The organism is Blautia sp. JLR.GB0024 (assembly GCF_037000545.1).
Classification (GTDB): Bacteria; Bacillota; Clostridia; order Lachnospirales; family Lachnospiraceae; genus Blautia; species Blautia celeris.
Genome location: NZ_JBANBF010000004.1, coordinates 259,254 through 285,368, shown reverse-complemented (window position 1 = coordinate 285,368; position 26,115 = coordinate 259,254). Strand labels below are relative to the sequence as shown.

Genomic DNA, 26,115 nt, shown 5'->3' with positions numbered 1-26,115 from the left:
TTGCAGCAGAGCTATTTTTATTTATCTAAATACCGTTTCTCGTATTCATCCACAGAAATGGGTTTGCTGAACAGAAATCCCTGGGCCAGCTCCACACCGCAGGTCCGGAGAACCTCAAGCTGTTCCTCCGTCTCAATTCCCTCCGCCACGATCTGAATGCCCATCTTTTGCCCCATATCCACAATGGAGCTGACAATAGCCTGGGCCTTGGGATTACTCACCACATCGTCTACCATGCTTTTATCCAGCTTCAAAACGTCGAACTCCACTGCGGATAAAAGGGCCAGATTGGCATATTCCGTGCCGAAATCATCAATCGTCACAATGAATCCCGCCTCTCTGAGGCTTTCTATCAGGACACAGATATCTATGTCATTGCCATTTCTCACAGTCTCCGTAATCTCAATTTCCAGACATGTCGGTGATATCCGGTATTTATCGCAGATGGAAAGAAGATGCTCAATAAAATGCGGCTGTGTCAGGGAATACCTTGAAAAATTCACAGATACGGGGAAGCCCTTTTTCCCTTCCCTGCCCCATGCCTTAATCTTGGAACAGATAAATTCAAACACAAAGAAATCAATCTGGCTGACTGTCCGTGACTCCTCCAGCAGAGGCAGAAAATTTCCCGGAAGGACCAGGGAGCCATCCCTTGACTGGTACCGGATCAGTGCCTCCGCTCCCACTGCCGTCCGGTCCGCTGAGGAAATCTTCGGCTGCAGATAGACCACAAACTGGTTTCTGCTGATTTCCTGCCTGAGAATTTCTGGGTCAGTCAGATAGAGCAGCTCATCGCTGTGATGGCGGTACCTCTTGGAAGCCGGGTTATTTCTGTAGAATTCCTTTTTGTCCTCGTACATCTGCGCATCCGCGTTTGCCACGACCTGTCCCACATCCACTAATTTCTCAGTCCACTGGGAGCCGATAGCAGCTTTGCACAGTGCATCCCGCTTAAATGCAGCCCTCAGCTCATTGACCCTTTGGCAGAATCGTTCCTTTGGCACATCATGGCAGATGATCACAAACTCATCGCCTCCCACACGATAAAAACTACCCTCCTGAAAGACCTGTTTCATGCGTTCCGCGCATTCTGTGAGTATTTTATCCCCAAAGGCATGGCCGTACCGGTCATTGATGTCCTTAAGTCCATTGACATCCAGATAAACGATGCCCACGCTTCCCTCTTTGCCGGTCATCCTCTGCATGTCCTCAATATAACGGTTTCTGTTATAAAAGGAGGTCAGAGTATCGTAGTAACTGAGATGGGCTAACTGCTGCTCATCCTCTGCCCTCCGGTAGGCAAGCAGGATAAAGTAGCAGATAGTCTGAAGGATAGAACCAATGTTCATCAGACGGTCCTCCGGAAGATTGTCCACCCCCAGACAGCCCATCAGCACATCATCTATCTCCAGAGTGGAGATTGCCACATTGCGTATATTCCGTTCTCTGGCAATCGCTTCACTTCCCTGAAATATTGTCATGAACTCTTCCGCGTCTTTCATGACAATACAGCCTTTTTGATTCAGAACCCTGCGCCACTCCTCCAGTTGTGCAGCGGATATATCCTTCAGAGCCTCATGCCGGGAACCCGCGTTTTCGGCACACCATTCATAGTCATTGTGCAGAAATCCCTCACGCAGATTAAACATATAGGTTCTCTCTGCCTTTAAAAACGTTCCGATTTCCCGCAGTACATCTCCCACTGCCTCTTTCATATCTTTTTTACAGTACAGTGTCCTGACACACTCCATCACCATCTGCTCTGAGCTCAGAGCGTATTTCAGTTTTTCTTTCTCCTGCTCCGCATCAGTGGTGTCAAAGGCCAGCTCCAGCCGTGCCCGTCTTCCTTCCCACTCGATCAGGCGGTCTTTCAGAAGATAATGGCGGCCTGTAATGGGATTGGTAATCTCCCAGGTATAGTTCTCCCCGCTCTTTAAAAATCTGTTGGTACAGAATGGACAGGGACTATCTCTTCCCTGAAGGACACGGTAACAGATCTTCCCCTCAATATCGTCCAAATGAAAGCTTCGTTTTCCTGCGTCGTTGATAAATAACAGCTCATATGTATCCATATCTGAGACGTATAGGAGCTCCGATATTTCGTTCATGGGAGCCTGCAGGTCCTGCGTCATTCTGGAGAGCTTACGGCTCTTTTCCAGATTGGCGTTTTCCATCATTTCCACTTCTCTGCGCCGCTGTTCCTGCTTTCTCATATAGACAGCCAGCAGAATCGCCGCAGCCGTACATATCAAAGTCAGCGCAGCAAAGCAAATCTGTGCCATACGGACATAGCGCTCCGCGTACTGCTCCGCAGTACCCACACTCTCATCTGCCAGTTCAAAAAAATCTTCGCTCAGATTATAAAGCCTTTGGCTGTCCGCGCCCGCCCGCACCTTCCGGATTTCCTGCTTCATCTCTTCCCAGCGTTCCTGCATGAGCGCCACCATTTCCTGGTACTCATCGTCCTTCAGCCTGACCAGCCTGTTCTCGCCTTCTCCTGTGCGCAGTTCCTCTATGATGCCGTCCAGTTTTGAAATCAGGGCATCATCCCGGCGTCCCTCCAATTCTTCTTTAACAAGTCTCTGGGTTGCTCCGCGAACAACTCCGGTGTAATTGATGACCCTTGCATTTCCCTGAAGATTCCCCATAGAATACAGGGACAGGAGTCCCGACAATACAAGAACGACCAGCAGGAAAATGGTCATCATCCTCTTCTGCATATTTATTTGCCCTCAAACTTTCTCACAGACAGCCACACAGTTTCCCAACCGGACGGCAGTATTCCGTTAATCTCTAAACCACTTTTCTTAAGTATAGAATGTATTCTGCTGCAAGTCAATTGGCTTTGTCTTTGTCTGTTAGAAACCTTTTTCTGTACTTTATTTTCACATAATCCAGTATTCTTCTTAAATAGATGGAGTCATAGGCTCCACCGATCACTCCGGCCACGGGGATCCCCTGCAGGAATTTCATATACAGAAGCTCTCCGGAAAGAACAGCGGATGTCTCCTTTATCTGTTCCCTGCTGTCATATCCTTTAGGGACAACAGGTTCCAGAATATATCTGTCTGCTTTGGCGTTCATCTGTTCCAGTGTCTCTGCGTAGGACAGTGACCCCTGTATAAGCAAAAGTATGAAATACTTTTCCTCCTCCGTATCATATGGGTATCCGTAGTGAAGCGCTGTCTCATAGATACTTTTCAGTATCATCCCCGTAAAAAGCGGGATATCCGGAAGACCGATTCCCAGGACACCGAGTCCCACCCCTTCCACACCGGCCAGAAGCAGATTTCTGTTCCCTGCAGCCTGCGCTTTTTTCGTAAATGTGCGCAGTGTCTTTTTGTTCTCCATCAGTCCCGCAGCGTAGGCGTCCACTTTATAATTGTGCTCTATCTTCTCCCTGGAATATGTCTTCTCTATAAAATCCGTACCTTTTTCAAAAATAAGGCCGAATGCCTTTTCAAATGCTTTATCCAGCGTCTCCTGCAGCCTGGCCGGAACTTTCTCCTCCAAAGTCCGGTCCAGAAAAGATGCCTTCTTCTCCGCGTTTTTCTTCAGAAATGCCTGCTCCTTTTTCAGGACAGCCTCCATCTCCGCACGCAGCGGTGATTTTTTATTTCTCTTGATCATGGTACCACCTTTCCGGAAAATTCCTGCCTCACTCTTCTATATATATTCCAGTTCGCTGAACGCTTTTATAAATTCTTTCGTTCCATAACCCTCGAATTCTGCCTCCAGCATAGTTTCATCCTCCCGCACAACCACACCTGTTCCGTATCTGGGATGCCGGACACGCTTTGTTGGGGCTGGCTCCTGTTCCCGCAGACTTCGCTTCTGTTCCTGCAGACTTCGCTTCTGTTCCTGCAGACTCCGCTCCTGTTCCTGCAGACTTCGCTTCTGTTCCTGCAGACTCCGCTCCTGTACCTGCGTTCTCTGTTCCTGCACCTGGCGTTTCAGCTCCTGCAGGCTGACAGCGGGTCCCCGCTCTTCCTCCCCTTCCAGAAGGCGCGGCGGAATCATGCGGATGTATCGGCTCTCCCCCGGCATGGCCCTCTCACCGGGATTTGTATAATAAGACAGCTCCAGTCTGTCTTTTGCCCTGGTGATTCCAACGAAAAACAGCCTGCGTTCTTCCTCTTCTCCATCCATGTCTCTGGTTTTAAGGGGAATCAGGCCATAATTTACCCCTGTGATAAACACACAGGAAAACTCCAGCCCCTTTGATGCGTGCAGTGTCATAAGCTTCACACTGTCTTTCTCTTCGCTGATCTCCTCCCTCAGCACATCCAGCCCGTAGAGAGAGGAGGAATTGATAAACGCCCGCATTCCCGCCTCCCGGTTCTCTTGCTGCTCCTTCACATAGTCAAACATGATCTGAAACAGCCTGTGCACGGCATCCCTGTCCTCCATGTAAGAAGCAGACACAGGATTCAGATACCGCTCCAGTTCAAAATAGGAAAACAGTGCTTCCTCATCTCCGAGTTCCTCACAGATTCGGCTGAATCCGCACATCTTATCAAACAGAAGACTGGCTCCCGGCTTACTGTTGCAGACAATCTCTTTTGCCTTCTTCTCACTGATTCCCTCCCCGTACTCCCGGCTGGCGAGCACATAGATGCCGGATGGGGTATCTTTTTTATTCAGTGAAAAGCGCAGCAGGCGGATGCACCACCGAAGCACAGGCACATCCCCCACCGTTCTTTTTAATGAGACCTCAAAGGGAATCCCCTCTCTGGAAAACACATCCTCAAACATTCCGGACTGGCTCTGCAGGCGGTAAAAAACAGCCATCTCCCCGTATGGCGTGCCCTCCCTATGCAGCTTTTTTATTCTTCCCGCAAGATAGCAGGCATCCTGAAAAGCATCATACTGCCGTTTCACGATTATTTTATTCCCCGGCTCCCGCACGCCTGTAAGGGGGCTGCCGTTCTGCAGAAAGCACCGGGCAGCCTCCAGGATAGAGGAGCTGGAACGGTAATTGATGGGGAGGGTCAACTCTTTTGCCCGGTATTTATGTTTCAGGGTATAAAAAATTTGAAACGCACTGCCCCTCCAGCTATAGATCACCTGATTGGGATCTCCCACGGCAAAAAGATTGGCGCCTCTGCTGACCAGCCGGTCAAGGAAAACAAGCTGCTGGCTGTCACTGTCCTGGACCTCGTCTACAATGACCCATTTGGGAGACGGAGAATTTCCAATCTCCTCCCTCAAAAGAAGATTGGCATTTTCCAGCAGGTCAAAAAAGGTCATTTTGTCCTGACTGGCCTTTTCCTCCCGCAGCAGACGGACCAGATCAAAGATATCGTCCTGATATTTTGAAACTTTTTTCTCCTCCCCGCGGACAGCCATTGCCGACTCCAGTCTTTTCTTCAGGCGGTTCTTATATTTTATTTTCAGTTTGTGCTGCCGGATCAGATCAAGTGCCAGCTCCAGCTCTTCCTCAGGGTCTATGACCAGAAAATCTCTGGTATATCCCAGCTTTTCCACCGGAAGATATTCCCGCAGATAATACAGGGCTGTGCTGTGAAAAGTACCGAATCCTCTGAGCTTTTCCACAGGCAGCTCCGGTTCTGCGGCCAGAAGCCTGGACTTTATCTCATCTGCGGCTTTATTTGTAAAAGTAAGGACCGTCATCTCCTCATAATTCACCTTTTTCACATGGTGGAGATACTGCACTTTGGATATCAGCACTGTGGTCTTGCCGCTCCCCACATTTGCATTTACTATGCAGGCAGGGCTTTCATCCAGAACTGCCTCTTTCTGATAGGGATTCAGTCTGTCCAGCTCTTTTTCATTGTATAATTCCATATTTTCATCCTCGCCCGCAGCCGTACGGTTCAAATCACTGAACTGTTGTCCTGCTGTTTGTTACTGCATTTTGACTGGGGAGTATTCGCCCCATCGCAAAACAATTTTTATTTGGTATCATTTAGATGGGAATACCTTCGCCTGATTTTTTCTTCTGTATCTTTCCTGTTTTCTGTTCCTTCCGCCAGACGCACCTCCAGGCGCAGGGACGGGGGTGCATCCGTATAGAAGGAAATGATGTTTTTCAGGCTTAACCTGTTAGACGGTTCCAGGATCCAGGCCTGGTAAAAAGTACTGGACGTGGGAAGAAACAGGGTGTCTCCCTCAATGCTTACCTGCTCCACGGTATTGAAAAACGCAGCCATGCTTTCCCCTTTCCGGCCTAAAAAGACGCAGAACTCCTTCCATTTACGGGGCAGTTCCTCAAAGGAAAAGGGCTTCTGCATATAAGTGGAAGGTGTATGTTCCGGCAGTTTCATGCCCATAGGGGAATCCAGCTCTAAAAGCAGGTTTTCCAGGCCCCAATAGACAATCTTCTTATCCAGACGGTAATCTCCCACACAGGCAGCGCAGCCATCCTTACATTTGCAGCCTCCCACCATTTCCATGGCATGTTCTATGATCTTCGGCATCAATTCATAGGCTTTCTCCGCGTAACCCAGACCGCCCACATACTCGTCAAAAATGTACAGGCACACTTCCTCCTGAAGCCCTGCGCCCAGATCCAGTGCATTGCCGGACATAGTGACACCTATGTCCTCCTGTTCTGTCATGGTCGCCATGCGGGCCGCGTTTCTGATGGCATAGCAGATACCGTCAAAATGGTTATTTCTCAAAATCTGTCCGTTTCCCGATTCCCTTATAAGACTCCGGTACACCTGCACAACGTTTTTAGGAATGGTGATCCAGGTACTCTCCGTGTCAAAATCTTTTGACAAAGGACGCGTAAGCTGCCCGTAACCCAGGTTCTGGTGGTTGTGAAACTGCAGCTTTTTATACATGTAGACAGATTCTTTTACATTTACATCACCGAAAAAAACTTTTGTCCTTTTGTATTCCTTTTCCGCATTTCCGTGTATGACCCGGATGGTGGTGCTGCTGCCCGGCATAGTGTAATAATTTCCACGGAAAGGAACCGCGTAGGAGGTCTTTGTCTCCTGATCCATGCGGACCACTTCATACTGGGCACCTCCGTGCATGTACACAGCACCCTCATGGATTTCACGGAACGCCTGCATCTCATCCATCTCTGTTATGATTCTGGCATTTTCCTGGTCCACCAGTTTATATCTGACTTTATCGATATTCCTCAGGCTGAAATCTCCTGCCGGAAAGGTGTCTCCGCACCAGGAAAATCTGCCGTCCTGGGCGCTCAGCTCTTTGACTCTCAGCAGCACCGGGATCGTCTCACCCAAATCGGGAAAGACAGCGATATCATCAAGGGTGAGAGGTAGCTCCGCCGCCGCTGCCCGGATGTGGGCAAGCTCAATCAGCAGGTTGTCCCGGTCCACCACTGCACTTTCGCTCTCCCCGTCGAACAGCCAGTCCGGATTAATGGAAATGTACTGGTCAAAGGGCAGGTTATCCAGGATCAAATAGTTGGAACATGCCTTGCCGCTCCTTCCGGCCCTGCCGGTCTGCTGCCAGAAGGAAGCCTTGGTTCCCGGGTATCCGGCGAGTACGGTTGTGTCTATCTTGCCGATATCAATGCCCAGCTCCAGAGCGTTGGTGGAAATCAGGCCGCAAAGCTCTCCTGTGGTCATTTTGCGCTCGATCTCTTTTCGCTCCTTTGGGGTATAGCCTCCCCGGTAGCCGGAAATCCGGTCAGCAGGCCCTGTACCGGATATATCCTCCCCGTCCAGCATGTCCCGGGCTTCTTTTAAGATGACCTCCACATTTCTGCGGGATTTTGCAAAGGTGAGAAAGCTCTGTCCTTCCTCGGCAAGCTGTGCCGTCATGGCTGCTGCCACAGCGGTACTCTGTACCTGGCCGTAGTATTGGTTGTCTTTTCCGTAAATCTTTGGCGGCTGGAGAAAGAAATACCGCTTTTCAGGTGCCGGAGAACCGTCCCTGTCAATGCGGATGAATTCTCTCTGGCACACTGCCCGGGCAAGTTCCACGGGGTTTGCTATGGTAGCGGAACTGCAGAGGAACCTGGGTGATGCGTGATAGTATCTGCAGATTCTGGAAAGACGGCGGAACACATTGGCAAGATGGGAGCCAAAGGCGCCCCGGTAGGTATGGAGTTCATCCATGACAATGTATTTTAAGTTGGAGAATATGAAGTCAAAGCCGGCTTTGCTGTGGTTTGGGAGAAAAGCGCTGTTGAGCATTTCCGGGTTGGTCAGGATAATGTTGGCATTCTTCCTGATACGGCTGCGCTCCGTGGGCGGCGTATCACCGTCGTACACCCCTGCCGACAGTCTGTGTTCTCCAAATGTCTCGATCCAGGGGCGGATGGCACGGTACTGGTCGCTTGCCAGGGCTTTTGTGGGGTAGAGGAAAATGGCTCTTGACTGAGGATTGGAGAGGATTTCCTGTACGACCGGGAGGAGGAAACCCAGGGTTTTGCCGCTGGCGGTGGAGGTTGTGATGACGATGTTTTTGCCCCGGGTGGCCTGGGTAAACATTTCGGCCTGGTGGGTGTAGAGGCTGGGGATGCCGTGGGTGGCCAGGTGGGTGCGGATTTCCTCTGACAGGGTCTGGGGGTAGGGGGCGTACTGCGGGGGGATGGAAGGGGTTGTTTTTTGGTAGGTGATGAGGTTTTCTATTTGCATGGTTTGGACTCCTGGGGTGATTTTTTTGTTTATAGGAACGTTTGTTCTTAGTTTAGCATTTTTTTTTGGGGGATGCAATGGGGTTGTGGCTTCGATTGTGGCTCACGGACGGGACCATCAGAGGGCCGGGGGCGGGAGGGCAGAGGCCCTCTGATGGTCCCTGACGGTGAAGTGCGGATGTAAGAGTAAACAGAGCAGTTTTTAGATTAATTGAGGATTTGCGGATTGACATTGGGGGTGGATGTGGTATTATGGAAGCAAGTGTTTTAAATCGTATGTTTTAAATCAGATGATTCAAATTATATTTTGCTGAATATCTATGTGTATATTATGAGAATGGAGGGGTTTGGGATGCCGCCTAGGGCTAAGTTTACGAGGGAAGAGATTGTGGATGCGGGGTTGAGGATTGTTCGGAGACGGGGGATAGGGGGTGTTACGGCCAGGGAATTGGGGGCGGAGCTGGGGAGTTCTGCAAGGCCGGTGTTTACGGTGTTTCAGAGTATGGAAGAGGTGCAGGCGGAGATTGTGAAGGCTGCCAGGGAGGTTTATAACGGGAGTGTGAAGCGGGGGCTTGAGCAGGATATGGCTTTCCGGAGTGTGGGGATGGAGTATATCCGGTTTGCACAAAGGGAACCTCAGCTTTTTCGGCTTTTGTTTATGACGGAGAGGGAGGAAATGCCAGATGTGAAGGATGTGCTCTTCGCTATTGATGATAACCATGAGGAGATTCTGCAGTCGGTTCGGGAGCAGTATGGACTGAGTGATGAGGACGCGTGGACTTTGTACCGGCATTTGTGGGTCTATACTCATGGGATCGCTGCTCTCTGCGCTACCAATGTGTGCAGTTTTGAGGAGAAGGAGACTGAGAAAATGATGACTGAGGTTTTTACAGGAGTATTGAAAAATATAAAGGCAGGTGAACGGCATGATCAGAGCTTGTGATCTTTTTAAGTCTTATGGGAGTGCCGATAATCCGTTTCCGGTGCTTCGGGGGATTTCCCTGGATATTGAGGACGGGGAGTTTGCCGTTATTTTAGGGGCTTCCGGGTCCGGGAAGTCTACGCTGCTGAATGTTTTGTCGGGATTGGAGACGCCGGATCAGGGGGATGTCTATTATGAGGAGAAAAAGATCACCGGGCTCAGTGAAAGTGAACTGACACGGTTTCGGAGGGAACAGGTGGGGTTTATTTTCCAGCAGTATTACCTGCTGCCTCATATGAATGTGGATAAGAATGTGAAAATGGGGGCAGACCTGTCCGGTAATAAGGATTACCGGGAGGTGATCGAAGCTGTGGGGCTTGGGGATAAGCTGGAAAAGCTTCCCGGGGAGCTGAGCGGCGGGGAACAGCAGCGTGTCTCCGTGGCAAGGGCACTGGCGAAAAAGCCCAGGGTGCTGTTTCTGGATGAGCCGACAGGCGCTCTTGATGAGGCTACCGGAAGGCTGGTGCTTGACTATATCTGCAGGCTGCAGAAAATGTATCATTTTACGGTTGTGATGGTTACGCATAATCAGAATATTGCGCAGATGGCCCACAAGGTCATTCTTATGAACAGCGGTAAGATCAGGGATCTGTACAGAAATGACACACAGAAAACAGCTTATGAGATAGGATGGTGATGGTATGGTAGTGGGACTCAAGGACGCCGCTAAATTTACCGGAATTTTTATTATATCCTGCTGTGCAGTGTTTGTCTGTACCCTGTTTTTGAACTTTAATATGGATATGGCAGGGATACGGGATGAGATTGCGCCCGGGCCTGTCACTGTGTTTTATGAGGCTCAGGTCTCCTCCGGCAAAATGATAAGCAGCGTGAGCGGAGGGTGCCTTCTGCTCACCTCTGTGGTCATGCTGTTCTTTTATATTAAGCATTATATTGACAGTCACAGAAAAGAACTGGGGATTTTAAAAGCTCTGGGGTATTCTGATTTTAAGATCGCACGCGGGTTCTGGGTGTTTGGGTTCAGTGTGCTGTTTGGAACCGGTGTTGGATTCGGGGGAGCTTTTCTCTTGATGCCCAGATTTTACAGGGTGATGAATGAAGAGAATATCCTGCCGGATATTGCCGTACAGTTTCATTTCTCACTGCTTGTCTGCCTGGTTCTGATTCCTGCTGCATTCTTTTCCGCTCTCGCTGTCCTTTACGGATGCCGAAAGCTGGGAAGCCCTGTGCTGACACTTCTCAGCGGGAAACAGGGCGGGATCTTCAAGATAAGACGACAGAAAAAAAGCGGCAGAAAGAATCTTTCCTTTCTGCAGGATTTAAGGCAGAGCACGTCCAGAAGCCGGATCTCACTTGTGTTTTTCATTGGATTTGCTTCTTTTTGTTATTCTTCTATGATGCAGATGACTTTCGGTATGGATGAACTGGCAAGCCCTATGTTCACGGCCATCATATTTGTGATCGGGATTGTGCTCTCTTTTACCACACTTCTTCTGTCTGTCACAACCGTTGTTGACTCCAATACCAAGACCATTGCCATGATGCGGGTATTTGGGTATTCGCAGAAAGACTGCAGAAAAGCCATTCTTGACGGGTACAGACCTGTGGCTTACACAGGATTTGCCATCGGCACCGCGTATCAGTACGGGCTGGTGAAAGGCATGGTTTCCATTATTTTTAAGGATGTGCCTGAAGTTCCCGATTACACCTTTAACTGGCAGGCGCTTTTTATCACTCTGCTCTCCTTTGCTGTGGTATATGAGTGTATGATGCTTTGTTATTCTGTGCGGATCAAAAATATTTCTTTAAAGGAAATCATGCTAGAGCGTGTTTGAAAATTGCTTTCGGCAAGCTGTGCGTCACAGTTTGTGGGAGATTTGACCCCGATGAAGGAGGCGTAGCGGGCTACGCTGACTGAATTGGGGGCAAATATCCCGCAAAGTGGGGCGTGCAGATTGTCGGAATGAATTTTCAAACAGGCTCTAGACTGACCATTCTTCTCACTGCTGCATTTTCCCTTGCATACTTTTCATAAAATGCGTATGATATACAAAAGTAAACCAGGAGGTTTCATATGAAATTAACCGTTCTAGTGGACAACAACACGTATATCGACCAATATTATGCAGGGGAACCGGCAGTCAGCTACTACATCGAAACCGATGATATAAAAATTCTCTTTGACACCGGGTATTCGGATATCTTTATTAAAAATGCGTGCTCCATGGGCATTGACTTAGATTCCCTCACGCATATTGTTCTCTCCCACGGCCACAATGACCACAGCAGAGGATTAAAATATCTGCGGCATCACTATGATCTGCCGGATATCCGGCTTATCGCACATCCCCTGTGTTTCCAACCAAAATACTACGAAAATGAATACATAGGCTCCCCCTATTCTTTGGAAGAGATCACTGAAAACTTCCGATTTGAGCCTGCCGAATCACCCGTTTTCCTCTCCGAAAACTGCCTTTTTCTCGGCCGGATACCCGATCTGCATGACTTTGAAAAACGCAGCCCCATCGGTACAGCCACAGCAAACGGTCAGGAAACAGAGGATCTCTGCCCGGATGATTCCGCCTTGGTATGCAGGACAGACAAAGGGCTTTTCATCGTCACCGGCTGCTCTCACAGCGGAATCTGCAATATCACGGACTATGCACGCAGTGTCTGCCGGGAACAGAGGGTTGCAGGCATCATAGGCGGATTCCATCTCTTTGATACAGACACACGGCTTGCCCGTACCATTGAATATCTGAAGGCTCTGTCCCCGGATATCCTGTATCCCTGCCACTGTGTTTCCCTTAAGGCTAAAGCCGAAATGCTGAAATATATAGACATCGAAGAGGTCGGCGTGGGCCTTACCATAGAATTGTAGACAACAGGTGAAAAAATGTTTAAAATAGGAGAATTTTCAAAACTGACGCAGGTATCCATCCGGATGCTGCGCTATTACGACGAAGCCGGCCTTCTGAAACCGGCCAGCACAGACCCCTGGACCGGCTACCGTATGTACTCTGCCGACCAGATTCCCACCCTGAATAAGATCATTTATCTGCGCGACAGCGGTTTCCAGGTCTCGGAGATTGCCGCTGCTCTTGCAGCAGAAAATGAGACTTCCCTCCTGGAACAACTGGATCGGAAATACAGGGAAATCCGGGAAACCATTCAGTCAGAACAGGACAAACTTCAAAAGATCGAACTGATCAAAAAAGATATCCTGCACGGAAAAAATGAAATGCAGTATCAGGTCTTCATAAAATCCATCCCCGCCTGCCAGGTCCTCTCCCTCAGACGAGTTCTGCCGGATTACTATGCCGAGGGCCTTCTGTGGAAGGAAATGTCCCGCTTCGCACAGAAAAACCGGATACAGGTTTCCTCTGACACCTTTTCCATTTACCACGACAGGGAATACAAAGAGACCGACGTGGACGTGGAAATATGTGCACCAGTAAAAAAGCCCGGCAAAAGTACGGAAGATTTCGTTTTCCGCCTTACAGAACCAGTCCCTTCCATGGCGTGTACAATGGTTTACGGCCCGTTTTCCAACATCGCCGGCGCCTACCTCTCCTTTGCGGACTGGCTGCAGAAAAACGTCCGCTTCCAAATGGCAGGGCAAAGCAGACAGATCGTCCACCGCGGCCCATGGAACGAAGAGGACCCCAAAAACTATCTGACAGAGATACAGATACCCTTAGAGAGTGCCTGAGCAATCACTCCGGCCTCCATATAAAAAGCAGCTTGACTCTCACACCGTGTCAGGGTCTACATTGACCTTACAAATAAATTATATGGAGGAACACATTATGACAACATACCAGTTACATCCCATCGGAACCATCCACAACAACGGAGAGGACATGTTTATAACCCTCAGCCCGGAATACATCCCGGCTCTGCAGGCCTTAGACGGCTTCAGCCACCTACAGGTACTCTGGTGGTTCAGCGACTTTGACACCAAAGAGGCCCGGGCCGTACTGGAAACAAAACAGCCCTACAAAAATGCCCCTGCCGTCATGGGCATCTTCGCCACAAGGTCCCCCATCCGTCCAAACCCCATAGCGCTCACGACAGCGCCTGTCACATACATTGACTACGAAAACGGTGTCATCCATATTGCCTACATAGATGCCAATGACAACACCCCTGTCCTGGATATCAAGCCCTACACCCCCAGCATGGACCGCATAGAATCCCCAGCCGTCCCCGCCTGGTGCAGCCACTGGCCCATAAGCCAGGAGGAATCCGCTGACTTCCCCTGGGAAGACCAGTTCAATTTTTAAACAAAAGTTATAATGTAGTTTGGAAAATATTCTTGAATAAATTGATGAAATCTGCTATGATATAGATATGAAAAGGAACAACCGCCCACAAGTTGGGTTGGCCTGTAAAAAATGGATAGAAAAACCACCCTGTGACTGGTCAAGTTTTCGGGTGGTTTTCTATTTTAAGTTAGTGACAAATCAAATAAATGAATGTCAGCAACGCTAAAATAAACATTCCAAAGGCCATTAGGTCTTTAAAGTCGAAATGTTTCATAGACATCACCTCCATTCTATGTAGAATGAAGGCCAACGCCACCCTGCAACACGGTTGTTCCATTTTCAAAGTATAGCATACTTTTTGCACATTCTCAATAAGCAATCATCACATATTGTCGGCCCAAATCCTAGATTACTCCCTTTTGCAGCATCACATTGGCGTAGACCGCCCCTTCCCCTGTCGCCACAATCGCATACGCCTTCCTGGCTTCCTCGTAGAAAGCAAACCTTTCCACATTCCGGATCACTTTGTCCCCCCGTTCTTCATACTTCCTCACGATTTTCCTGTAAGTATCCCAGATAGGCGTCTTGGCATCATCTCCGGGCATAACCTCCATAAGACTCATTGGATGCTCTACATACCCGTCAAGCGGGATCAAACTGAGCACTGCGTCCAGCACCTCCGGCACTCCGTGTCCGTCCATTCTTATAACGATACAGTCCTTTCCCATACTCTCCGCAGGAAAATTCCCGTCCGCGATCACGATCCTGTCACTGTGCCCCATCTCCGCCAGTACTTTCAAAAGCTCCGGCGATATAATTTTCGGAATTCCTTTTAACATCTCATTCACCTTTTATCCTTCACATATATTTTTCACTGCCCAAAACAAAACACGCCCCATCTGCTCCCGGCATAATTCCCGGCACCATATGAGGCGCGCCTCTAACCGCTGTTTACCGGCCTATCTGTCCTCTTCGGAATACTTCTTATATCCGGGATGCCTTCCCGTCACACCGTATCCCTTCCGCATGGAAATCAGCCTGTCGATATTTTCCCGGGAAATTTCCTTTGCCCCGCCGAGCAGGTGGGCATTCAGACTGATCTGCGCGAAAAGCTCCAGGGTCTCCATCCGGTAATACGCGGTGATCACATCCGCTCCAACCGTCAAAGCCCCATGGTTCTGCAGAAGCACAGCGTCGTGCTCTCCCAGATAAGGAGCAATGGCCTCCGGTACCTCGTAAGTGGAGGGTGTCCCATATGGAGTCACCGGCACAGAGCCGAGAGCGATCACGGTCTCTATCATGGAATACTCATCCAGAGGCTTATTTGCCACTGCAAATCCTGTGGCCACCGGCGGATGTGCATGGAGGACAGCCCCCACATCCTCCCGTTCCTGATAGCAGCGCAGATGCATCTTGATCTCCGAAGAAGGGCGGCACCCTTCCTCTGCTTCCAGAATATTTCCGTCTCCGTCAATGTGCACCAGCTTTTCCGGGGTGATAAAGCTTTTGCTCATTCCCGTGGGGGTTGCCAGAAATGTCCCGTCCTCCAGTTTCACGGAAACATTTCCGTCGTTTGCTGCCACCCAGCCCTTCTGCCACATTTTATGGCACACATCGCAAATCTGTTCCCTGAGCTCCATATAACTTAATTCCATTTCATTTCCTCCATATTTGTGTCACCGGACAAATGCTCTGTACTGTCCGTAAGCTTCCTGCCACAGTTCTGCATCCTGCGGCTCATACACTTTCATATTTTCTGAATTCCGGATGATGCTGCGAACCTCTTTCAAATCCTTTACTTCCCCTGCCGCCACAAGCTGCATGGCCAGGTTTCCGTAGACAGTTGCCTCCACAGGCCCTGCGATCACGGGAATGCCGCAGGCATTTGCGGTCATCTGACACAGAAGGGCACTCTGGGCCCCGCCGCCAACCAGATGGACCGCCTGATATGACCTGCCCGTACACGCGCAGATTTCATCCAGCACCATCCTGTATTTCAGAGCGAGACTTTCGTCAATGCAGCGCACCACCTCACCCACACGCTCCGGAACCTTCTGCTCTGTACGTCTGCAGAACTCCCGGATACGGCGCGGGATATTTCCCGAAGGCACGAACTCCGGCGCGTCCGGGTCTATAAAGTAGACAAAGGGCGCCGCGTCTCGGGCCATGGATTCCAGATGCCCGAAACTGTACTCGCAGCCCTCGCGCATCCACTGTCTTCTGCTCTCCTGGATCAGCCAGAGACCGATGATGTTTTTCAAGAAAGATGTCTTGCCGCCGCATCCGCCTTCATTTGTCATATTGCAGGCAAATGATCTCCCGTCAATCTGAGGCACGTCAAGCTCTGTTCCAAACAGCGACCAGGTACCACAGCTTAAGAACAGAAAATCATCCGTTTCTGCCGGCACTGCTGCCATGGCACTCTGCGTATCATGTCCTGCCACTGCTATGACATCCATAGGACCAATGCCCAGCTCCCGGCATATTTCATCTCTCAGACTGCCCAGCCGCGTTCCCGGCATGAGCACGGGTTTTAATATCCCGGAAGGTAGTCCCAGACCTTCCAGCACCTCCCCGGACCAGTCCTTTTTGACAGCATCCAGCATCTGAGTGGTTGATGCAATGGTATACTCACTTCCCATTTCCCCTGACAGAAAATAGGAGAACAGATCCGGCATTAAAAGCATACTCTCTGCCTGCTCCAAAAGCTCTTCTCTGTATTCCTGCTCTGCCATAAGCTGAAATGCCGTATTGATCTCCATGAATTGGCTGCCTGTGATCTCATAGAGTCTTTCCCTGTTCATGCGTGAGAAAGCCTTTTTCAGCATTCCCTCTGTTCTGGAGTCCCGGTAGTGGACCGGGCTTGATAAAAGCATACCGTCTCTGCCAAGCAGTCCGTAATCCACACCCCAGGTGTCCACACCGATACTGCTGATATCCGCCCCTGACCTGCCCTGCATGATCCCTGCCCTTGTGATTCCGGTCTTAAGCTCATGAAACAGCCGTAGGAAATCCCAGTACATGGTACTTCTGTCTTTTCCGTTTAAGATCACAGGCTCATTGGCAAAACGGTGCACCTCCCCAAGAGAGATTTTTTCACCGTCAAAGCTGCCCAGCATCACTCTGCCGCCGGAGGCTCCGTAATCTGCTGCCAGCATCTGTTTTCCCAGCATTTCCATCTTCCTTCCTATTTATATAGCGGACCGTAAGCTGCGCATGCCCTGTAGTCCTGTCCTTCTTTGTCCATACCAAACGCGTTCCATGCAGCGGGACGGAAGATTTTTTCCTCCGGTACGTTGTGCATGGCAACAGGGATTCTCAGCATGGAACACAGAGTGATCAGATCTGCACCGATGTGGCCATAGCTGATGGCGCCGTGGTTGGCTCCCCAGTTGTTCATCACATCATATGCGGTCTTAAAAGCGCCCTCACCGCTCACTCTCGGAGCAAACCATGTACACGGCCAGGTGTAGTCCGTGCGTTTCCAGATCGTGTCTGACACCTCAGCCGGAAGCTTGATGGTCCAGCCCTCTGCGATCTGCAGCACCGGTCCCAGCCCCTTGACCAGATTCAGGCGGATCATAGTCACAGGCATCTCTGCATCTGTCAGGAATCTGGATGAATAACCGCCTCCCCGGAAATATCCGAAATCCGCGGCATTCCAGGTAGTTGCCTTCATAATGGCATCCTGGTCCTCCTCGGTCACGTCAAACCATGGTTTGATCACACTGTTTCCGTTTTCATCCTTTGCCTCCCCGCAGGCATCCAGACAGGCTGCGCCGGAGTTGATCAGATGAATGAAACCGCCGGCCTGTGCTGCTTTGCCTTCCAGAGTATAGCCGGTAGCTTCTTTCACAGCCTCCGGGCTCCAGTATGTACGCACATCCGCAAAAATCTGCGCCCGGTTGGTGAGCAGCTTCATGAACATCATGCCAAGGCCGTTGAGCACATCGTTCTCTGTGGCCAGGATATACGGCTCTCTGGCTCCGTTCCAGTCAAAGGATGTGTTTAACATGGCTTCTGCAAAGTCTGCATTGGGATAAAAGTCTGTCCACTGTCTCTGTCCCTGGAAACCTGCTGCCAGGGCATTGTGTCCCACTTTTTCTTCCTCGCATCCCTCCGGAAGATTTGCATTTCCGTTCATCAGATCTTTGATGATACACATCATCTTCACAACGAATTCCCAGTCTGCGTCCTTCTGCTCTCTTGTCTTCTGCACTGCCTCCGGGTTCTTGTCAAATCCCTCTATGCAGTGTTCCTTTGTCCATGAGAGCGCTTTTTTTAACTCTTCCTCATCATAGATGCCCTCTGTCATGCGGCGGATCAGCTCCACTTCATCTACCGATTCCACCCGCATTCCCAGATAGGATTCAATGAAATCCGGGTCAATGATGGAACCGCCGATTCCCATGGTCACAGAACCGATCTGCAGATAGGATTTGCCTCTCATGGATGCTGCCGCCACTGCCGCACGTCCGAACCGCAGCAGTTTTTCCCTGACATCATCGGGGATTTCCGTGGCATCCGCTGCCTGTACATCATGGCCGTAGATTCCAAAAGCGGGAAGTCCCTTCTGTGCATGGGTTGCCAGCACACTTGCCAGATATACGGCACCCGGGCGCTCTGTTCCGTTAAATCCCCAGACTGCTTTTATGGTCTGGGGGTCCATATCCATGGTCTCTGCCCCATAGCACCAGCACGGTGTCACAGTCAGGGTAATATCCACGCCCTCTCTTCTGAATTTGTCCGCGCAGGCCGCTGCCTCCGCCACACGTCCTATGGTGGTGTCCGCAAGGACTACCTTGACCTGCTCGCCGTTTGAGTATTTCAGGTTCTCCTCAAAAAGACGCGCTGCGGATCTTGCCATATTCATGGTCTGTTCTTCCAGGGATTCCCTTACCTTCAGGTATCCTCTTCTTCCGTCAATCGTGGGTCTGATCCCAATCACAGGATATGTTCCGATCAATCTGCTCTCTGCCATTTTTCGTACCTCCATACATTTAAAGTTTTTAACAGTTTTCTTATATTCCCATCCTAATCTTGTTTCAAACATATTTCCTGTGATATAATGGCAAAAAACAGGACAATATTCACCTTTTTACAAATAGTCAGGAGGCAGCTATGCACTATCTGGATTACAACGAAAAACAGGCCCACGGCACGGCGGATTTTCCCCTTGCCTATTATTATGTGGATGAGCATCACCCGCGTTACCACATGCCCTTTCACTGGCACAAGGAGACAGAACTGCTCCGGGTCGTGGAGGGACAGCTCCGGCTCAGTCTGGATGACCGGGAGTATGTGGTGAGTGCAGGAGAACTGATCTATATCGGGGAAGGCGTCATCCACGGCGGAGAGCCGGAAAACTGCATCTATGAATGCGCCGTTTTTGACCCAAAGCCTCTGCTCATGCACACACACGCCATCCGCCGCTACCTCTATCGAATTCAGCACCGCCAGATCCAGATTCTCATGCGCTTTACCCAAAAGCAGCCGGAGATCCTAACCCGCGCGGAAACCCTGTATGGTTCCCTGCGCAAAAAAAGCCCCGGATGGGAAATGACTTCCCTCGGAGCACTTTTTGAACTATATGGTATGATTTTTGACAGGGAATATTACACGCCCTGCGCCTCCGGCGACCATACACAGGGAAAACTAAAGCAGCTAAAACCTGTGCTGGAATATATGGAGCTGAATTATCAAAGCCCCATAACCCTGGAGGACCTGTCCAGGCTGGCCGGCATGTCCTCCAAATATTTCTGCCGCTTCTTCCGTGCAGTCATCCACAGGACACCTATTGATTATCTGAATTATTACCGCATTGAGCGGGCCTGTTATCTCATGGCCGCAGAGGACATTTCTGTTACGGAGGCTGCCTACCGGTGCGGATTCAATGACAGCAGCTATTTTGTCAGGGCCTTTAAAAAATACAAAAATGTGACACCCAGACAGTATATGCAGCGCCTGGAAAAGTCGTAACTGTTCACTGCGTGCACAGTAACAGAAAGTCCGCTTAATATCTCTTTATTTTCTTGGAAGGCGTCTTTTCAAATTCTTCCTCCCTGATCTTCAGGCCGTGAATCTTTTTATAGGGAGGAAGGCCTTTGTTAAAGTTGTCGATCACTTCCTGAAGCTTTTCCCTGACATCCCTGATCCTCTTTTTAGAGGCATATTCATAGTCCGGGAATATCTCAGCTTCAATGACGGATTCTGTCTCCCTGACAATGACCTCTTTTACCAGAGGAGATCTGCTGATCTCATTTTCCAATTCCTCCGGGGATACATTTTCTCCGTTTTTCAGGATGATCAGGTTCTTCTTCCGCCCTGTGATGAACACAAAATCATCCTCATCCACATAGCCCAGATCCCCTGTTTTCAGCCAGCCGTCCTCCAAAGCTTTTTCTGTCTCCTCAGGCATCTTGTAATATCCCATCATGACGCTGGAACCCCGTACCCAGATTTCCTCATCCACAACCTTGGCCTCACAGTTTGGAAGGAGTTTTCCCACAGACCCCTCTTTGGAATCCCATTCCAGATTGGTGCTGATGACAGGGGAACATTCTGTCATGCCGTACCCCTGAAGAATGGTGATGCCGTACTCAGCAAACGCTCCCACCATTTCCGGGGGAAGATAGGCCCCGCCGCTGCAGATGGTCTTTAAACTGCCGCCGAAAGCAGCCTTTGCCACCATTTTTTTCGGCAGGATACCTGTGGATTCCTTCAGTTTCTTGTATATGGATTCAATGACCATGGGGACTAAAAGCACGATCTCCGGCTTGAACAGCTTCATATTTTTTGACACATGCATGATAGAGTCATTGATGCAGATGACCATGCCGATGTAGATTCCTTTCAGGATATCCATGGTAAAGCAGTAGGCATGATGGATGGGAAGCAGGGTCATGGATACCGTACCTGCAGGTATCTTCATATCCAGGCAGGATGCATTGTCAGCCAGATTGCGGTGTGTGAGCATTACCCCCTTGCTTTTGCCTGTTGTGCCTGAGGTAAATAAGATGGCACACAGTTTGTCCGGGTCCAGTTCACAGGAAAAGCTCCCTGCATGGTTTTTCAGAAGGACATCCAGGGATTTTGCCTGTTCGGTATCCTCTTTTGCCTGCATGGAAACCATGCACTTGATCTCCGGACATTTCTCCCCTGCCAGTTCCGCCACATCCCTGCGCAGTTCATCATAGACGAGTACACTGATATCAGCCCTGTTCAAAAGCTCGCACACATCCGCTGCCGGAAGCTGAGCATCCAGGGGCACGATCACGCATCCGCTGTCCGCCGCTCCGAAATAAGAAATGATCCACTCATATGTAGTCGGCCCGATGACCGCCACGTGTTTTCCCAGCATTCCCATGCCCTCCAGGGCTCTGCTGAAGGCCTCACTGTCCCTTTTTAAGTCCAGATACGTCTTTGTTACCACTTCTTTTCTCACTTTATAACGGATGGCCGGATTTTCCCCGTAGGTCTTGGCTGCATAGCCGATAATATCCTTCATGGTGTTGATCTGACTGCTCATATTTCCCCTCCTGCTCTAGTCCTGAAGACTCTCGATGTAGTGTACCGCTTCGCCTACGGTTCTAATCTCCGCAACCTGGCGCTCCTCCACCTCAATGTCAAATTCATCCTCCAACTCCCCTACCATACTCATAAAATCATAGGAGGTGAAACCAAGGTCCTCCACGAACCTGGAATTCTCCGTAACCGCATTTTTATCCACTTCCACATATTCACAGATCATGTCTTTTAATTTTTCTAACATTTCTCATTTCCTCCCAAAAATATTATACAGATTCGATAATCTCTCCCACTGTCATGTCCGGATTCTCCACGCCTTTGAAGATGATCCGGCACAGATAGTAATACAGATACTGCAGGTCCTCAAAATGCACCACTCCGGTCTGGTGTTCAAAATTAAAGTTCATGCCATTGTCCTCTGCTCTGTGCATAACCGTCAGATAAAGGGCATGGGCTGCCGCGCCGTTACTGTACCATGCAGATTTATATTGAATGTTCTGCAGACGCTCCAGCCCTTTTCCCTGAAGTGTCAGAGGCTGGTAGGTCAGGCTCAGAGGCTCATACGTCTGCCCTGACTTTAATTTATAATATTTGTTCCTGTATGCATAATAGGCCGTCGGGTCATAGTTTGCATGGCGGAAAATCTGGTTCTGCCCATCCCGGATCTTTTTCAGGCCTTCCATAAACGTATCCTTTTTCTCCACCACTGTGCGGAAAGGAAAACAGTGAATCCTGGTGCCGCCGCATTTCTTTTCAGCCAAAGTGGCTCTTCTGGCAACTGTGGTGTTGATGGAGACATCATCGTTGCCGTTCACCTTCTGCAGATACGTGCGGAGCCCCATCATCAGCAGGCACACCATGGAAATATGGTGTTCCTCGCAGAACTGCATCAGCCTCCTGGATGGATCTGCCTCTAACTGGAAGGTGATAATATTGGCATCCACATTGTCCGAGACGTTGGTGACTGCCCTTAACTCGGGATTCTTCTCTTTTTCCCGCTCAGCTTCCAGCTTGCCGGGACCGAAAATGCTGTTGAAGACAGGTTCTGAGGAGGAGATCATCTTCTCAAAGAACTCTGTGTCCCGTTTCTTTGCCTTGGAATCCGCCTCATACTCCAGGTCCTTTTCAAGCTGCGCTATGTAGGATTTCATCTCCTTTGGATATTCCATGCCCTCATATTTCATGTTGGCATAGATCTCTATCACATCCTTGAGAAACAGGATCAGGGACTGGGCATCCATGGTCATGTGGTCCACCAGCAGGTAGATGCCCTGAAAACCATCCGGCGTAATGATCATGACTACCCGGTTTAAGGGGGAATCGAACCGTTCAAAGGGAATGGAGGTCCATTCCTTCATCTTATCCACAGCATGGCACTCCTGCCATCCGGTAAAATCAAAGAACTCAATCTCCCTCTCCTCCCTGTCAGCAATGTACTGATACACGCTGCCGTCCTCGTCCTGTGTAAAACGAAGGCGCATGGACTCACATCTGGCGTATGCCTTATAGACAGCCTCCTTCAGCGCGCCAAAATCCAGGCTCTGCTGAATGGTCAGGCTGGTGCCGATATTGAGCACCTGCTTTTTCGGACAGTATTTCTGATAGAAAAAATGCAGCTTCTGTGCTGCGGTCAGCGGATACAGTGGTTTGCCAAACTTCTCTTTCATATGTCAAACTCCTCTCATTTTCAAACGGGAACGGATTCCCCGCTGTTTCCCTCTCCGGTTACATCTGATACATAAATGCTCTCTCCCGCAGGCGCCCAGGCCTCCCCTGCCGTCTCCAGAAATTCCGTCAGCTTCTGTTCATACAGCGCCTGCTCTTTGTAAAAAGCTTCCACATGGCCCGCTCCGTGTACTATGAGCATGTTCTTCTTAGATGCGCAGTTTTCATATATCTCAAAGCACATACTGCAGGGAACAAAGGTGTCCGCATCCCCGTGGATAAAAAGGATGGGAACCTTTGCCTTCTTCACTTCCAGAGCCGCACTGCACTGCTTCAGCCCATATCCCGCCTTTTCCCTGCACATGCGGTCCGATATCTTAAGAATGGGATAGGAGGGCAGATGGTACTGGTCCTTCAGCACATGGGCAAACACGTCCCAGGCGGTGGTAAAGGCGCAGTCCGAGACGATTCCCTTCACCTGCGGCGAAAGTTTTAGTCCGCTTGCCATGAGAACCGTGGAGGCCCCCATGGAGGTGCCGTGAAGCCAGATCTCACAGCCGCTGCCAAAACGCTTTGCCGCATACTCGATCCAGAGAAGCGCATCCTCCCTGTCCAGGCAGCCAAATCCGATGTATGTGCCTTCGCTGTCCCCGTGTGCCCGCTCATCCACCAGAAGCATCTTAAATCCTTTCGGCAGATAATAATTGGATAGTCCAATGTAATCACTCATTCCTCTGCTGGTATAACCGTGAAAACAGATCACCAGCTTTTTGCCTCCCTGCCCCGGAAAATATGTCCCGTGGAGCTTCAGCCCATCGCCGGACGTGATGTACACATCCTCCCGTTCCTGCTCCATCATCCACGCTTTCATCTTCTTGATCTTCGGCATATACAGATCCCAGTTTGTCCCTGCCATATCCATGGTCCTTTTGGTCTCTGCCTTCTGCCGGAGCATGGTGCGCCTGAAAAAATAAGACGCAATTCCGTATTCCCCCGCAGCAGCCAGCGCCCCTGCTCCCAGTAACAAGCTCCATCCGTTCATAGATACTCCTCCCGTCTCCGCGGCTGCCTGCGCATCCGCGGTGCATCACTCTCAGTTCCCGGAATGTGTTTATTTTTTCAGAATTCTTCTGACTGTCCTCTTAGGTGTCTTATCTTCTGTCTTTACCTGTTTCTTTTTTTCTTTTCCGGCCTGCTTGGAGAAACTCTGAAGCATCAGTGCTTTGTCAAAGCTGCCTTTCACCTGCAGTTTTCCCTGTGTGAATGCCGCGACAGCATCCATGGTGCCCCCTGCAATGCCCAGAAGTGTCTCGGCTGTGGTTGTAAACAGCACATCCCTGTCGAAATATTCATATGGCTCTATGTACAGCTTCCCCTCTGATACTTCCGCGTAAAAGGCTCCCTCGGCCTCTCCCCTGATATTAAACTGATAGGCAATGTGCTCCTTGATCCCGCTTACATCCGCCTGCATGAAAAGGTCTCTGATCTCACTCACTAATTCCTGATACGTCATTTATTTTTCCTCCAAACATATTTCGCCATTTTTCGACCACCGGTCGAATTTAGGTTGTAAACAAGATACCACTTTTTCGACCGATAGTCAAGTTTACATTTTTATGCTATCATGTTACTATCAAAGAAAAACGGAGAATGGTATTTATGCAAAACAATAGAAAAAAGGATATGATCCTGGATGCCATGCAGAGATTGATGAACCAAAACAGCGCCCAGTCCATATCTGTCAGCGATGTTGCCAAAGAAGCGGGCATCGGGAAGGGAAGTATCTACTATTATTTCAAATCCAAGGAAGAAATTCTGGAAGCTGTCATCGAACGCTCCTATTCCGCTGCCATAGAAAAAGCCAAAAATCTGCTGGAAGCCCCTGATATGGATGCCCTGACCAAGATGGAGATCATATTCCGCACCTGCCGGGAATCCTCCATGGAGCTTCTCCGCCAGGAGTCCAACAATTTTTTCGAGCTGCAGCAGAGCGCTCTTCTGCATCAGCAGTATATCCGCATTATGGTGAGAAACCTGCGCCCGATCCTGTCAGACATTATCCGCCAGGGCAACCGGGAGGGGTCCATGCACTGCAAATCCCCTGAGGAGGTTTCCGAGATCGTCCTCATTATCCTGACCATTAAGCTGGACAACCATCTCACAAGAGACAGCAGGGAGCACACCAGAAAGACCCTGGATGTATTCTCCTATATGCTGGAGACCAGCTTTCACATTGAAAAAGGAAAACTGGATTATCTGTGGGAGGATTGAACCTGCCGGACCTGCGCGCCGGAATACGGTTTTTCGGCACAAAAAATGCAGCCGGATTTTGTTCCCGGCTGCACGCTCTTATTTTACTGCTTCTATAAATGTTGCCCCGTCAATACATTCCAACCCCGCTGCATTTGCAAATCCCACGCTCTTTAAAAGCTCAGTCTCATGCTCCAGGGTCAGAGGAATGTCAAAGTGTACAAACTGATCCTCTGAGATCCCTCCTGCCTTTCGTTTTCTCCGGCATTCCAGCCGCAGGAGATTTTCCTCCTCCTCACAGCAGGCAATGTAATCCCCTTCCAGGAATCGTCCTCCCGGCTTCAGAGCTTTTTCGATTTTTGCAAAGAGTTCCCTCTTTTTCTCAGGCAGAAAATGATGCAGGGATTCAAAGGAGACCACCATGTCATAACAGGACTCTCCAAAAGGCTCCTGAAAATAATCCCCGCATATCAGTGTGATATCCTTTCCCCGGTATTTGCGTCTCAGCTTCTCCAGCATAGTACCGCACAGATCGATCCCTGTCACATGGATATAGGGATATTTCCGAAAAATGGATTCCAGTTCCAGCCCCGTCCCGCAGCCCAGATCCAGCATCCTTTTCGTATCCCCGCCGATCCAGCCGGCGATTTTTTCATAGGCTGCCTTCCAGGTCTGCATCTTCTCCTCATATGTATCAATACGCCTGTGAAAAAAATCAACCATCTCCTCAAGCGGCACATCTCTTTCCTGTTCCAGCCAGTCCCGCAGCTCCTGCATGTACTGCTCCCTGTCTTCTCTTATAACAACCGGCATTTTTCATTCCCCCTGTACATTTCTTCTGTTTTCTTCTATTGTACAGGTCAGCATGTGGAAAATCC

Annotated in this window: 22 protein-coding genes and 2 pseudogenes; 9 read left to right on the top strand and 15 right to left on the bottom strand. The window is 49.8% G+C overall.

What is annotated here, in order from left to right:
• Positions 1-17: 17 nt before the first annotated feature.
• From V8Q34_RS12130 to V8Q34_RS12115, 4 genes are all read right to left on the bottom strand, one after another.
• Positions 18-2,720 (bottom strand): EAL domain-containing protein, encoded by a 2,703-nt coding sequence (locus tag V8Q34_RS12130; protein WP_335835527.1) that lies wholly within the window; start codon positions 2,718-2,720, stop codon positions 18-20.
• Positions 2,721-2,835: 115 nt separating this feature from the next.
• Entirely contained in the window at positions 2,836-3,630 is a 795-nt protein-coding gene (locus tag V8Q34_RS12125; RefSeq protein ID WP_148393172.1) for an EcsC family protein, read from the bottom strand.
• Between the two features lie 36 nt (positions 3,631-3,666).
• Positions 3,667-5,808 carry an ATP-dependent helicase gene (locus tag V8Q34_RS12120; protein ID WP_148393173.1) on the bottom strand — a complete coding sequence of 714 codons (2,142 nt, stop codon included), beginning with the start codon at positions 5,806-5,808 and terminating at the stop codon, positions 3,667-3,669.
• A gap of 107 nt (positions 5,809-5,915) precedes the next feature.
• Positions 5,916-8,585, bottom strand: coding sequence for a DEAD/DEAH box helicase (locus tag V8Q34_RS12115; protein WP_335835526.1), 2,670 nt, complete (start codon positions 8,583-8,585; stop codon positions 5,916-5,918).
• Between the two features lie 351 nt (positions 8,586-8,936).
• Between V8Q34_RS12115 and V8Q34_RS12110 the strand changes: the two genes are divergently transcribed.
• Genes V8Q34_RS12110 through V8Q34_RS12100 form a run of 3 tightly spaced genes read left to right on the top strand, consistent with a single transcriptional unit; the run spans position 8,937 to position 11,362 of the window.
• Complete coding sequence (locus V8Q34_RS12110) at positions 8,937-9,527, top strand: TetR/AcrR family transcriptional regulator (protein WP_335835525.1); 591 nt, start codon at positions 8,937-8,939, stop codon at positions 9,525-9,527.
• Positions 9,511-10,203, top strand: a complete 693-nt coding sequence (locus tag V8Q34_RS12105; protein ID WP_033141296.1) for an ABC transporter ATP-binding protein — start codon at positions 9,511-9,513, stop codon at positions 10,201-10,203. The genes V8Q34_RS12110 and V8Q34_RS12105 overlap by 17 nt, the downstream gene beginning before the upstream one ends.
• A 4-nt stretch (positions 10,204-10,207) precedes the next feature.
• Positions 10,208-11,362 (top strand): FtsX-like permease family protein, encoded by a 1,155-nt coding sequence (locus V8Q34_RS12100; protein WP_335835524.1) that lies wholly within the window; start codon positions 10,208-10,210, stop codon positions 11,360-11,362.
• Here the strand turns inward: V8Q34_RS12100 and V8Q34_RS12095 are convergent.
• A pseudogene (locus tag V8Q34_RS12095) lies at positions 11,305-11,442 on the bottom strand (DUF6783 domain-containing protein); the annotation flags it as partial. The gene V8Q34_RS12100 and the pseudogene V8Q34_RS12095 sit on opposite strands and share 58 nt — an antisense overlap.
• Here V8Q34_RS12095 and V8Q34_RS12090 point away from each other — a divergent pair.
• The 4 genes and pseudogenes from V8Q34_RS12090 to V8Q34_RS12075 all read left to right on the top strand — a co-directional run bounded on the left by V8Q34_RS12090 (position 11,380) and on the right by V8Q34_RS12075 (position 13,813).
• A pseudogene (locus tag V8Q34_RS12090) lies at positions 11,380-11,562 on the top strand (DUF6783 domain-containing protein). The pseudogenes V8Q34_RS12095 and V8Q34_RS12090 sit on opposite strands and share 63 nt — an antisense overlap.
• A gap of 39 nt (positions 11,563-11,601) precedes the next feature.
• The gene (locus tag V8Q34_RS12085) at positions 11,602-12,408 is read left to right on the top strand and encodes an MBL fold metallo-hydrolase (RefSeq protein WP_227209812.1); all 807 of its coding nucleotides are present in this window, start codon (positions 11,602-11,604) and stop codon (positions 12,406-12,408) included.
• A 15-nt stretch (positions 12,409-12,423) separates the two neighbouring features.
• Complete coding sequence (locus V8Q34_RS12080) at positions 12,424-13,239, top strand: MerR family transcriptional regulator (protein ID WP_244806518.1); 816 nt, start codon at positions 12,424-12,426, stop codon at positions 13,237-13,239.
• A 97-nt stretch (positions 13,240-13,336) separates the two neighbouring features.
• Positions 13,337-13,813, top strand: coding sequence for an SAM-dependent methyltransferase (locus V8Q34_RS12075; protein ID WP_335835523.1), 477 nt, complete (start codon positions 13,337-13,339; stop codon positions 13,811-13,813).
• 386 nt (positions 13,814-14,199) lie between these two features.
• Here the strand turns inward: V8Q34_RS12075 and V8Q34_RS12070 are convergent, their stop codons facing one another.
• The 4 genes from V8Q34_RS12070 to V8Q34_RS12055 form a co-directional block, all read right to left on the bottom strand.
• Positions 14,200-14,634, bottom strand: a complete 435-nt coding sequence (locus V8Q34_RS12070; protein WP_033141301.1) for an RbsD/FucU family protein — start codon at positions 14,632-14,634, stop codon at positions 14,200-14,202.
• A gap of 120 nt (positions 14,635-14,754) precedes the next feature.
• The gene (locus V8Q34_RS12065; RefSeq protein ID WP_033141302.1) at positions 14,755-15,450 is read right to left on the bottom strand and encodes a class II aldolase/adducin family protein; all 696 of its coding nucleotides are present in this window, start codon (positions 15,448-15,450) and stop codon (positions 14,755-14,757) included.
• 21 nt (positions 15,451-15,471) lie between these two features.
• Positions 15,472-16,968, bottom strand: coding sequence for a rhamnulokinase (locus tag V8Q34_RS12060; protein WP_335835522.1), 1,497 nt, complete (start codon positions 16,966-16,968; stop codon positions 15,472-15,474).
• A gap of 14 nt (positions 16,969-16,982) precedes the next feature.
• Positions 16,983-18,776, bottom strand: coding sequence for an L-fucose isomerase (locus tag V8Q34_RS12055; protein WP_335835521.1), 1,794 nt, complete (start codon positions 18,774-18,776; stop codon positions 16,983-16,985).
• Positions 18,777-18,916: 140 nt separating this feature from the next.
• On the opposite strand from V8Q34_RS12055, the gene V8Q34_RS12050 reads away from it, so the two are divergent.
• Entirely contained in the window at positions 18,917-19,774 is an 858-nt protein-coding gene (locus V8Q34_RS12050; RefSeq protein WP_335835520.1) for an AraC family transcriptional regulator, read from the top strand.
• A gap of 34 nt (positions 19,775-19,808) precedes the next feature.
• On the opposite strand, the gene V8Q34_RS12045 is transcribed toward V8Q34_RS12050, so the two are convergent.
• The 5 genes from V8Q34_RS12045 to V8Q34_RS12025 all read right to left on the bottom strand — a co-directional run bounded on the left by V8Q34_RS12045 (position 19,809) and on the right by V8Q34_RS12025 (position 24,500).
• Complete coding sequence (locus V8Q34_RS12045) at positions 19,809-21,323, bottom strand: AMP-dependent synthetase/ligase (RefSeq protein WP_148393182.1); 1,515 nt, start codon at positions 21,321-21,323, stop codon at positions 19,809-19,811.
• Between the two features lie 15 nt (positions 21,324-21,338).
• Entirely contained in the window at positions 21,339-21,566 is a 228-nt protein-coding gene (locus tag V8Q34_RS12040) for an acyl carrier protein (protein WP_033141307.1), read from the bottom strand.
• 22 nt (positions 21,567-21,588) lie between these two features.
• A complete protein-coding gene (locus tag V8Q34_RS12035) occupies positions 21,589-22,989 on the bottom strand; it encodes a condensation domain-containing protein (RefSeq protein ID WP_033141308.1) in 1,401 nt (466 codons plus the stop codon).
• A gap of 20 nt (positions 22,990-23,009) precedes the next feature.
• Entirely contained in the window at positions 23,010-24,029 is a 1,020-nt protein-coding gene (locus V8Q34_RS12030; RefSeq protein ID WP_335835519.1) for an alpha/beta hydrolase, read from the bottom strand.
• 69 nt (positions 24,030-24,098) lie between these two features.
• Entirely contained in the window at positions 24,099-24,500 is a 402-nt protein-coding gene (locus V8Q34_RS12025; protein ID WP_335835518.1) for an SCP2 sterol-binding domain-containing protein, read from the bottom strand.
• A gap of 146 nt (positions 24,501-24,646) precedes the next feature.
• On the opposite strand from V8Q34_RS12025, the gene V8Q34_RS12020 reads away from it, so the two are divergent.
• Entirely contained in the window at positions 24,647-25,258 is a 612-nt protein-coding gene (locus tag V8Q34_RS12020; RefSeq protein ID WP_033141310.1) for a TetR/AcrR family transcriptional regulator, read from the top strand.
• A 78-nt stretch (positions 25,259-25,336) separates the two neighbouring features.
• Here the strand turns inward: V8Q34_RS12020 and V8Q34_RS12015 are convergent, their stop codons facing one another.
• Positions 25,337-26,050, bottom strand: a complete 714-nt coding sequence (locus tag V8Q34_RS12015; RefSeq protein WP_335835517.1) for a class I SAM-dependent methyltransferase — start codon at positions 26,048-26,050, stop codon at positions 25,337-25,339.
• Between the last annotated feature and the right edge of the window lie 65 nt (positions 26,051-26,115).

Excerpts from the sequence above, each read along its gene's own strand:
- V8Q34_RS12125 (WP_148393172.1), bottom strand. The coding sequence starts at position 3,630 with ATGATCAAGAGAAATAAAAAATCACCGCTGCGTGCGGAGATGGAGGCT.
- V8Q34_RS12070 (WP_033141301.1), bottom strand. The coding sequence starts at position 14,634 with ATGTTAAAAGGAATTCCGAAAATTATATCGCCGGAGCTTTTGAAAGTA.
- V8Q34_RS12025 (WP_335835518.1), bottom strand. The coding sequence starts at position 24,500 with ATGACGTATCAGGAATTAGTGAGTGAGATCAGAGACCTTTTCATGCAG.
- V8Q34_RS12020 (WP_033141310.1), top strand. The coding sequence starts at position 24,647 with ATGCAAAACAATAGAAAAAAGGATATGATCCTGGATGCCATGCAGAGA.
- V8Q34_RS12030 (WP_335835519.1), bottom strand. The coding sequence starts at position 24,029 with ATGAACGGATGGAGCTTGTTACTGGGAGCAGGGGCGCTGGCTGCTGCG.
- V8Q34_RS12120 (WP_148393173.1), bottom strand. The coding sequence starts at position 5,808 with ATGGAATTATACAATGAAAAAGAGCTGGACAGACTGAATCCCTATCAG.
- V8Q34_RS12105 (WP_033141296.1), top strand. The coding sequence starts at position 9,511 with ATGATCAGAGCTTGTGATCTTTTTAAGTCTTATGGGAGTGCCGATAAT.
- V8Q34_RS12130 (WP_335835527.1), bottom strand. The coding sequence starts at position 2,720 with ATGCAGAAGAGGATGATGACCATTTTCCTGCTGGTCGTTCTTGTATTG.
- V8Q34_RS12055 (WP_335835521.1), bottom strand. The coding sequence starts at position 18,776 with ATGGCAGAGAGCAGATTGATCGGAACATATCCTGTGATTGGGATCAGA.
- V8Q34_RS12110 (WP_335835525.1), top strand. The coding sequence starts at position 8,937 with ATGCCGCCTAGGGCTAAGTTTACGAGGGAAGAGATTGTGGATGCGGGG.
- V8Q34_RS12085 (WP_227209812.1), top strand. The coding sequence starts at position 11,602 with ATGAAATTAACCGTTCTAGTGGACAACAACACGTATATCGACCAATAT.
- V8Q34_RS12080 (WP_244806518.1), top strand. The coding sequence starts at position 12,424 with ATGTTTAAAATAGGAGAATTTTCAAAACTGACGCAGGTATCCATCCGG.
- V8Q34_RS12100 (WP_335835524.1), top strand. The coding sequence starts at position 10,208 with ATGGTAGTGGGACTCAAGGACGCCGCTAAATTTACCGGAATTTTTATT.
- V8Q34_RS12060 (WP_335835522.1), bottom strand. The coding sequence starts at position 16,968 with ATGCTGGGAAAACAGATGCTGGCAGCAGATTACGGAGCCTCCGGCGGC.
- V8Q34_RS12040 (WP_033141307.1), bottom strand. The coding sequence starts at position 21,566 with ATGTTAGAAAAATTAAAAGACATGATCTGTGAATATGTGGAAGTGGAT.
- V8Q34_RS12115 (WP_335835526.1), bottom strand. The coding sequence starts at position 8,585 with ATGCAAATAGAAAACCTCATCACCTACCAAAAAACAACCCCTTCCATC.
- V8Q34_RS12050 (WP_335835520.1), top strand. The coding sequence starts at position 18,917 with ATGCACTATCTGGATTACAACGAAAAACAGGCCCACGGCACGGCGGAT.
- V8Q34_RS12065 (WP_033141302.1), bottom strand. The coding sequence starts at position 15,450 with ATGGAATTAAGTTATATGGAGCTCAGGGAACAGATTTGCGATGTGTGC.
- V8Q34_RS12045 (WP_148393182.1), bottom strand. The coding sequence starts at position 21,323 with ATGAGCAGTCAGATCAACACCATGAAGGATATTATCGGCTATGCAGCC.
- V8Q34_RS12075 (WP_335835523.1), top strand. The coding sequence starts at position 13,337 with ATGACAACATACCAGTTACATCCCATCGGAACCATCCACAACAACGGA.
- V8Q34_RS12035 (WP_033141308.1), bottom strand. The coding sequence starts at position 22,989 with ATGAAAGAGAAGTTTGGCAAACCACTGTATCCGCTGACCGCAGCACAG.
- V8Q34_RS12015 (WP_335835517.1), bottom strand. The coding sequence starts at position 26,050 with ATGCCGGTTGTTATAAGAGAAGACAGGGAGCAGTACATGCAGGAGCTG.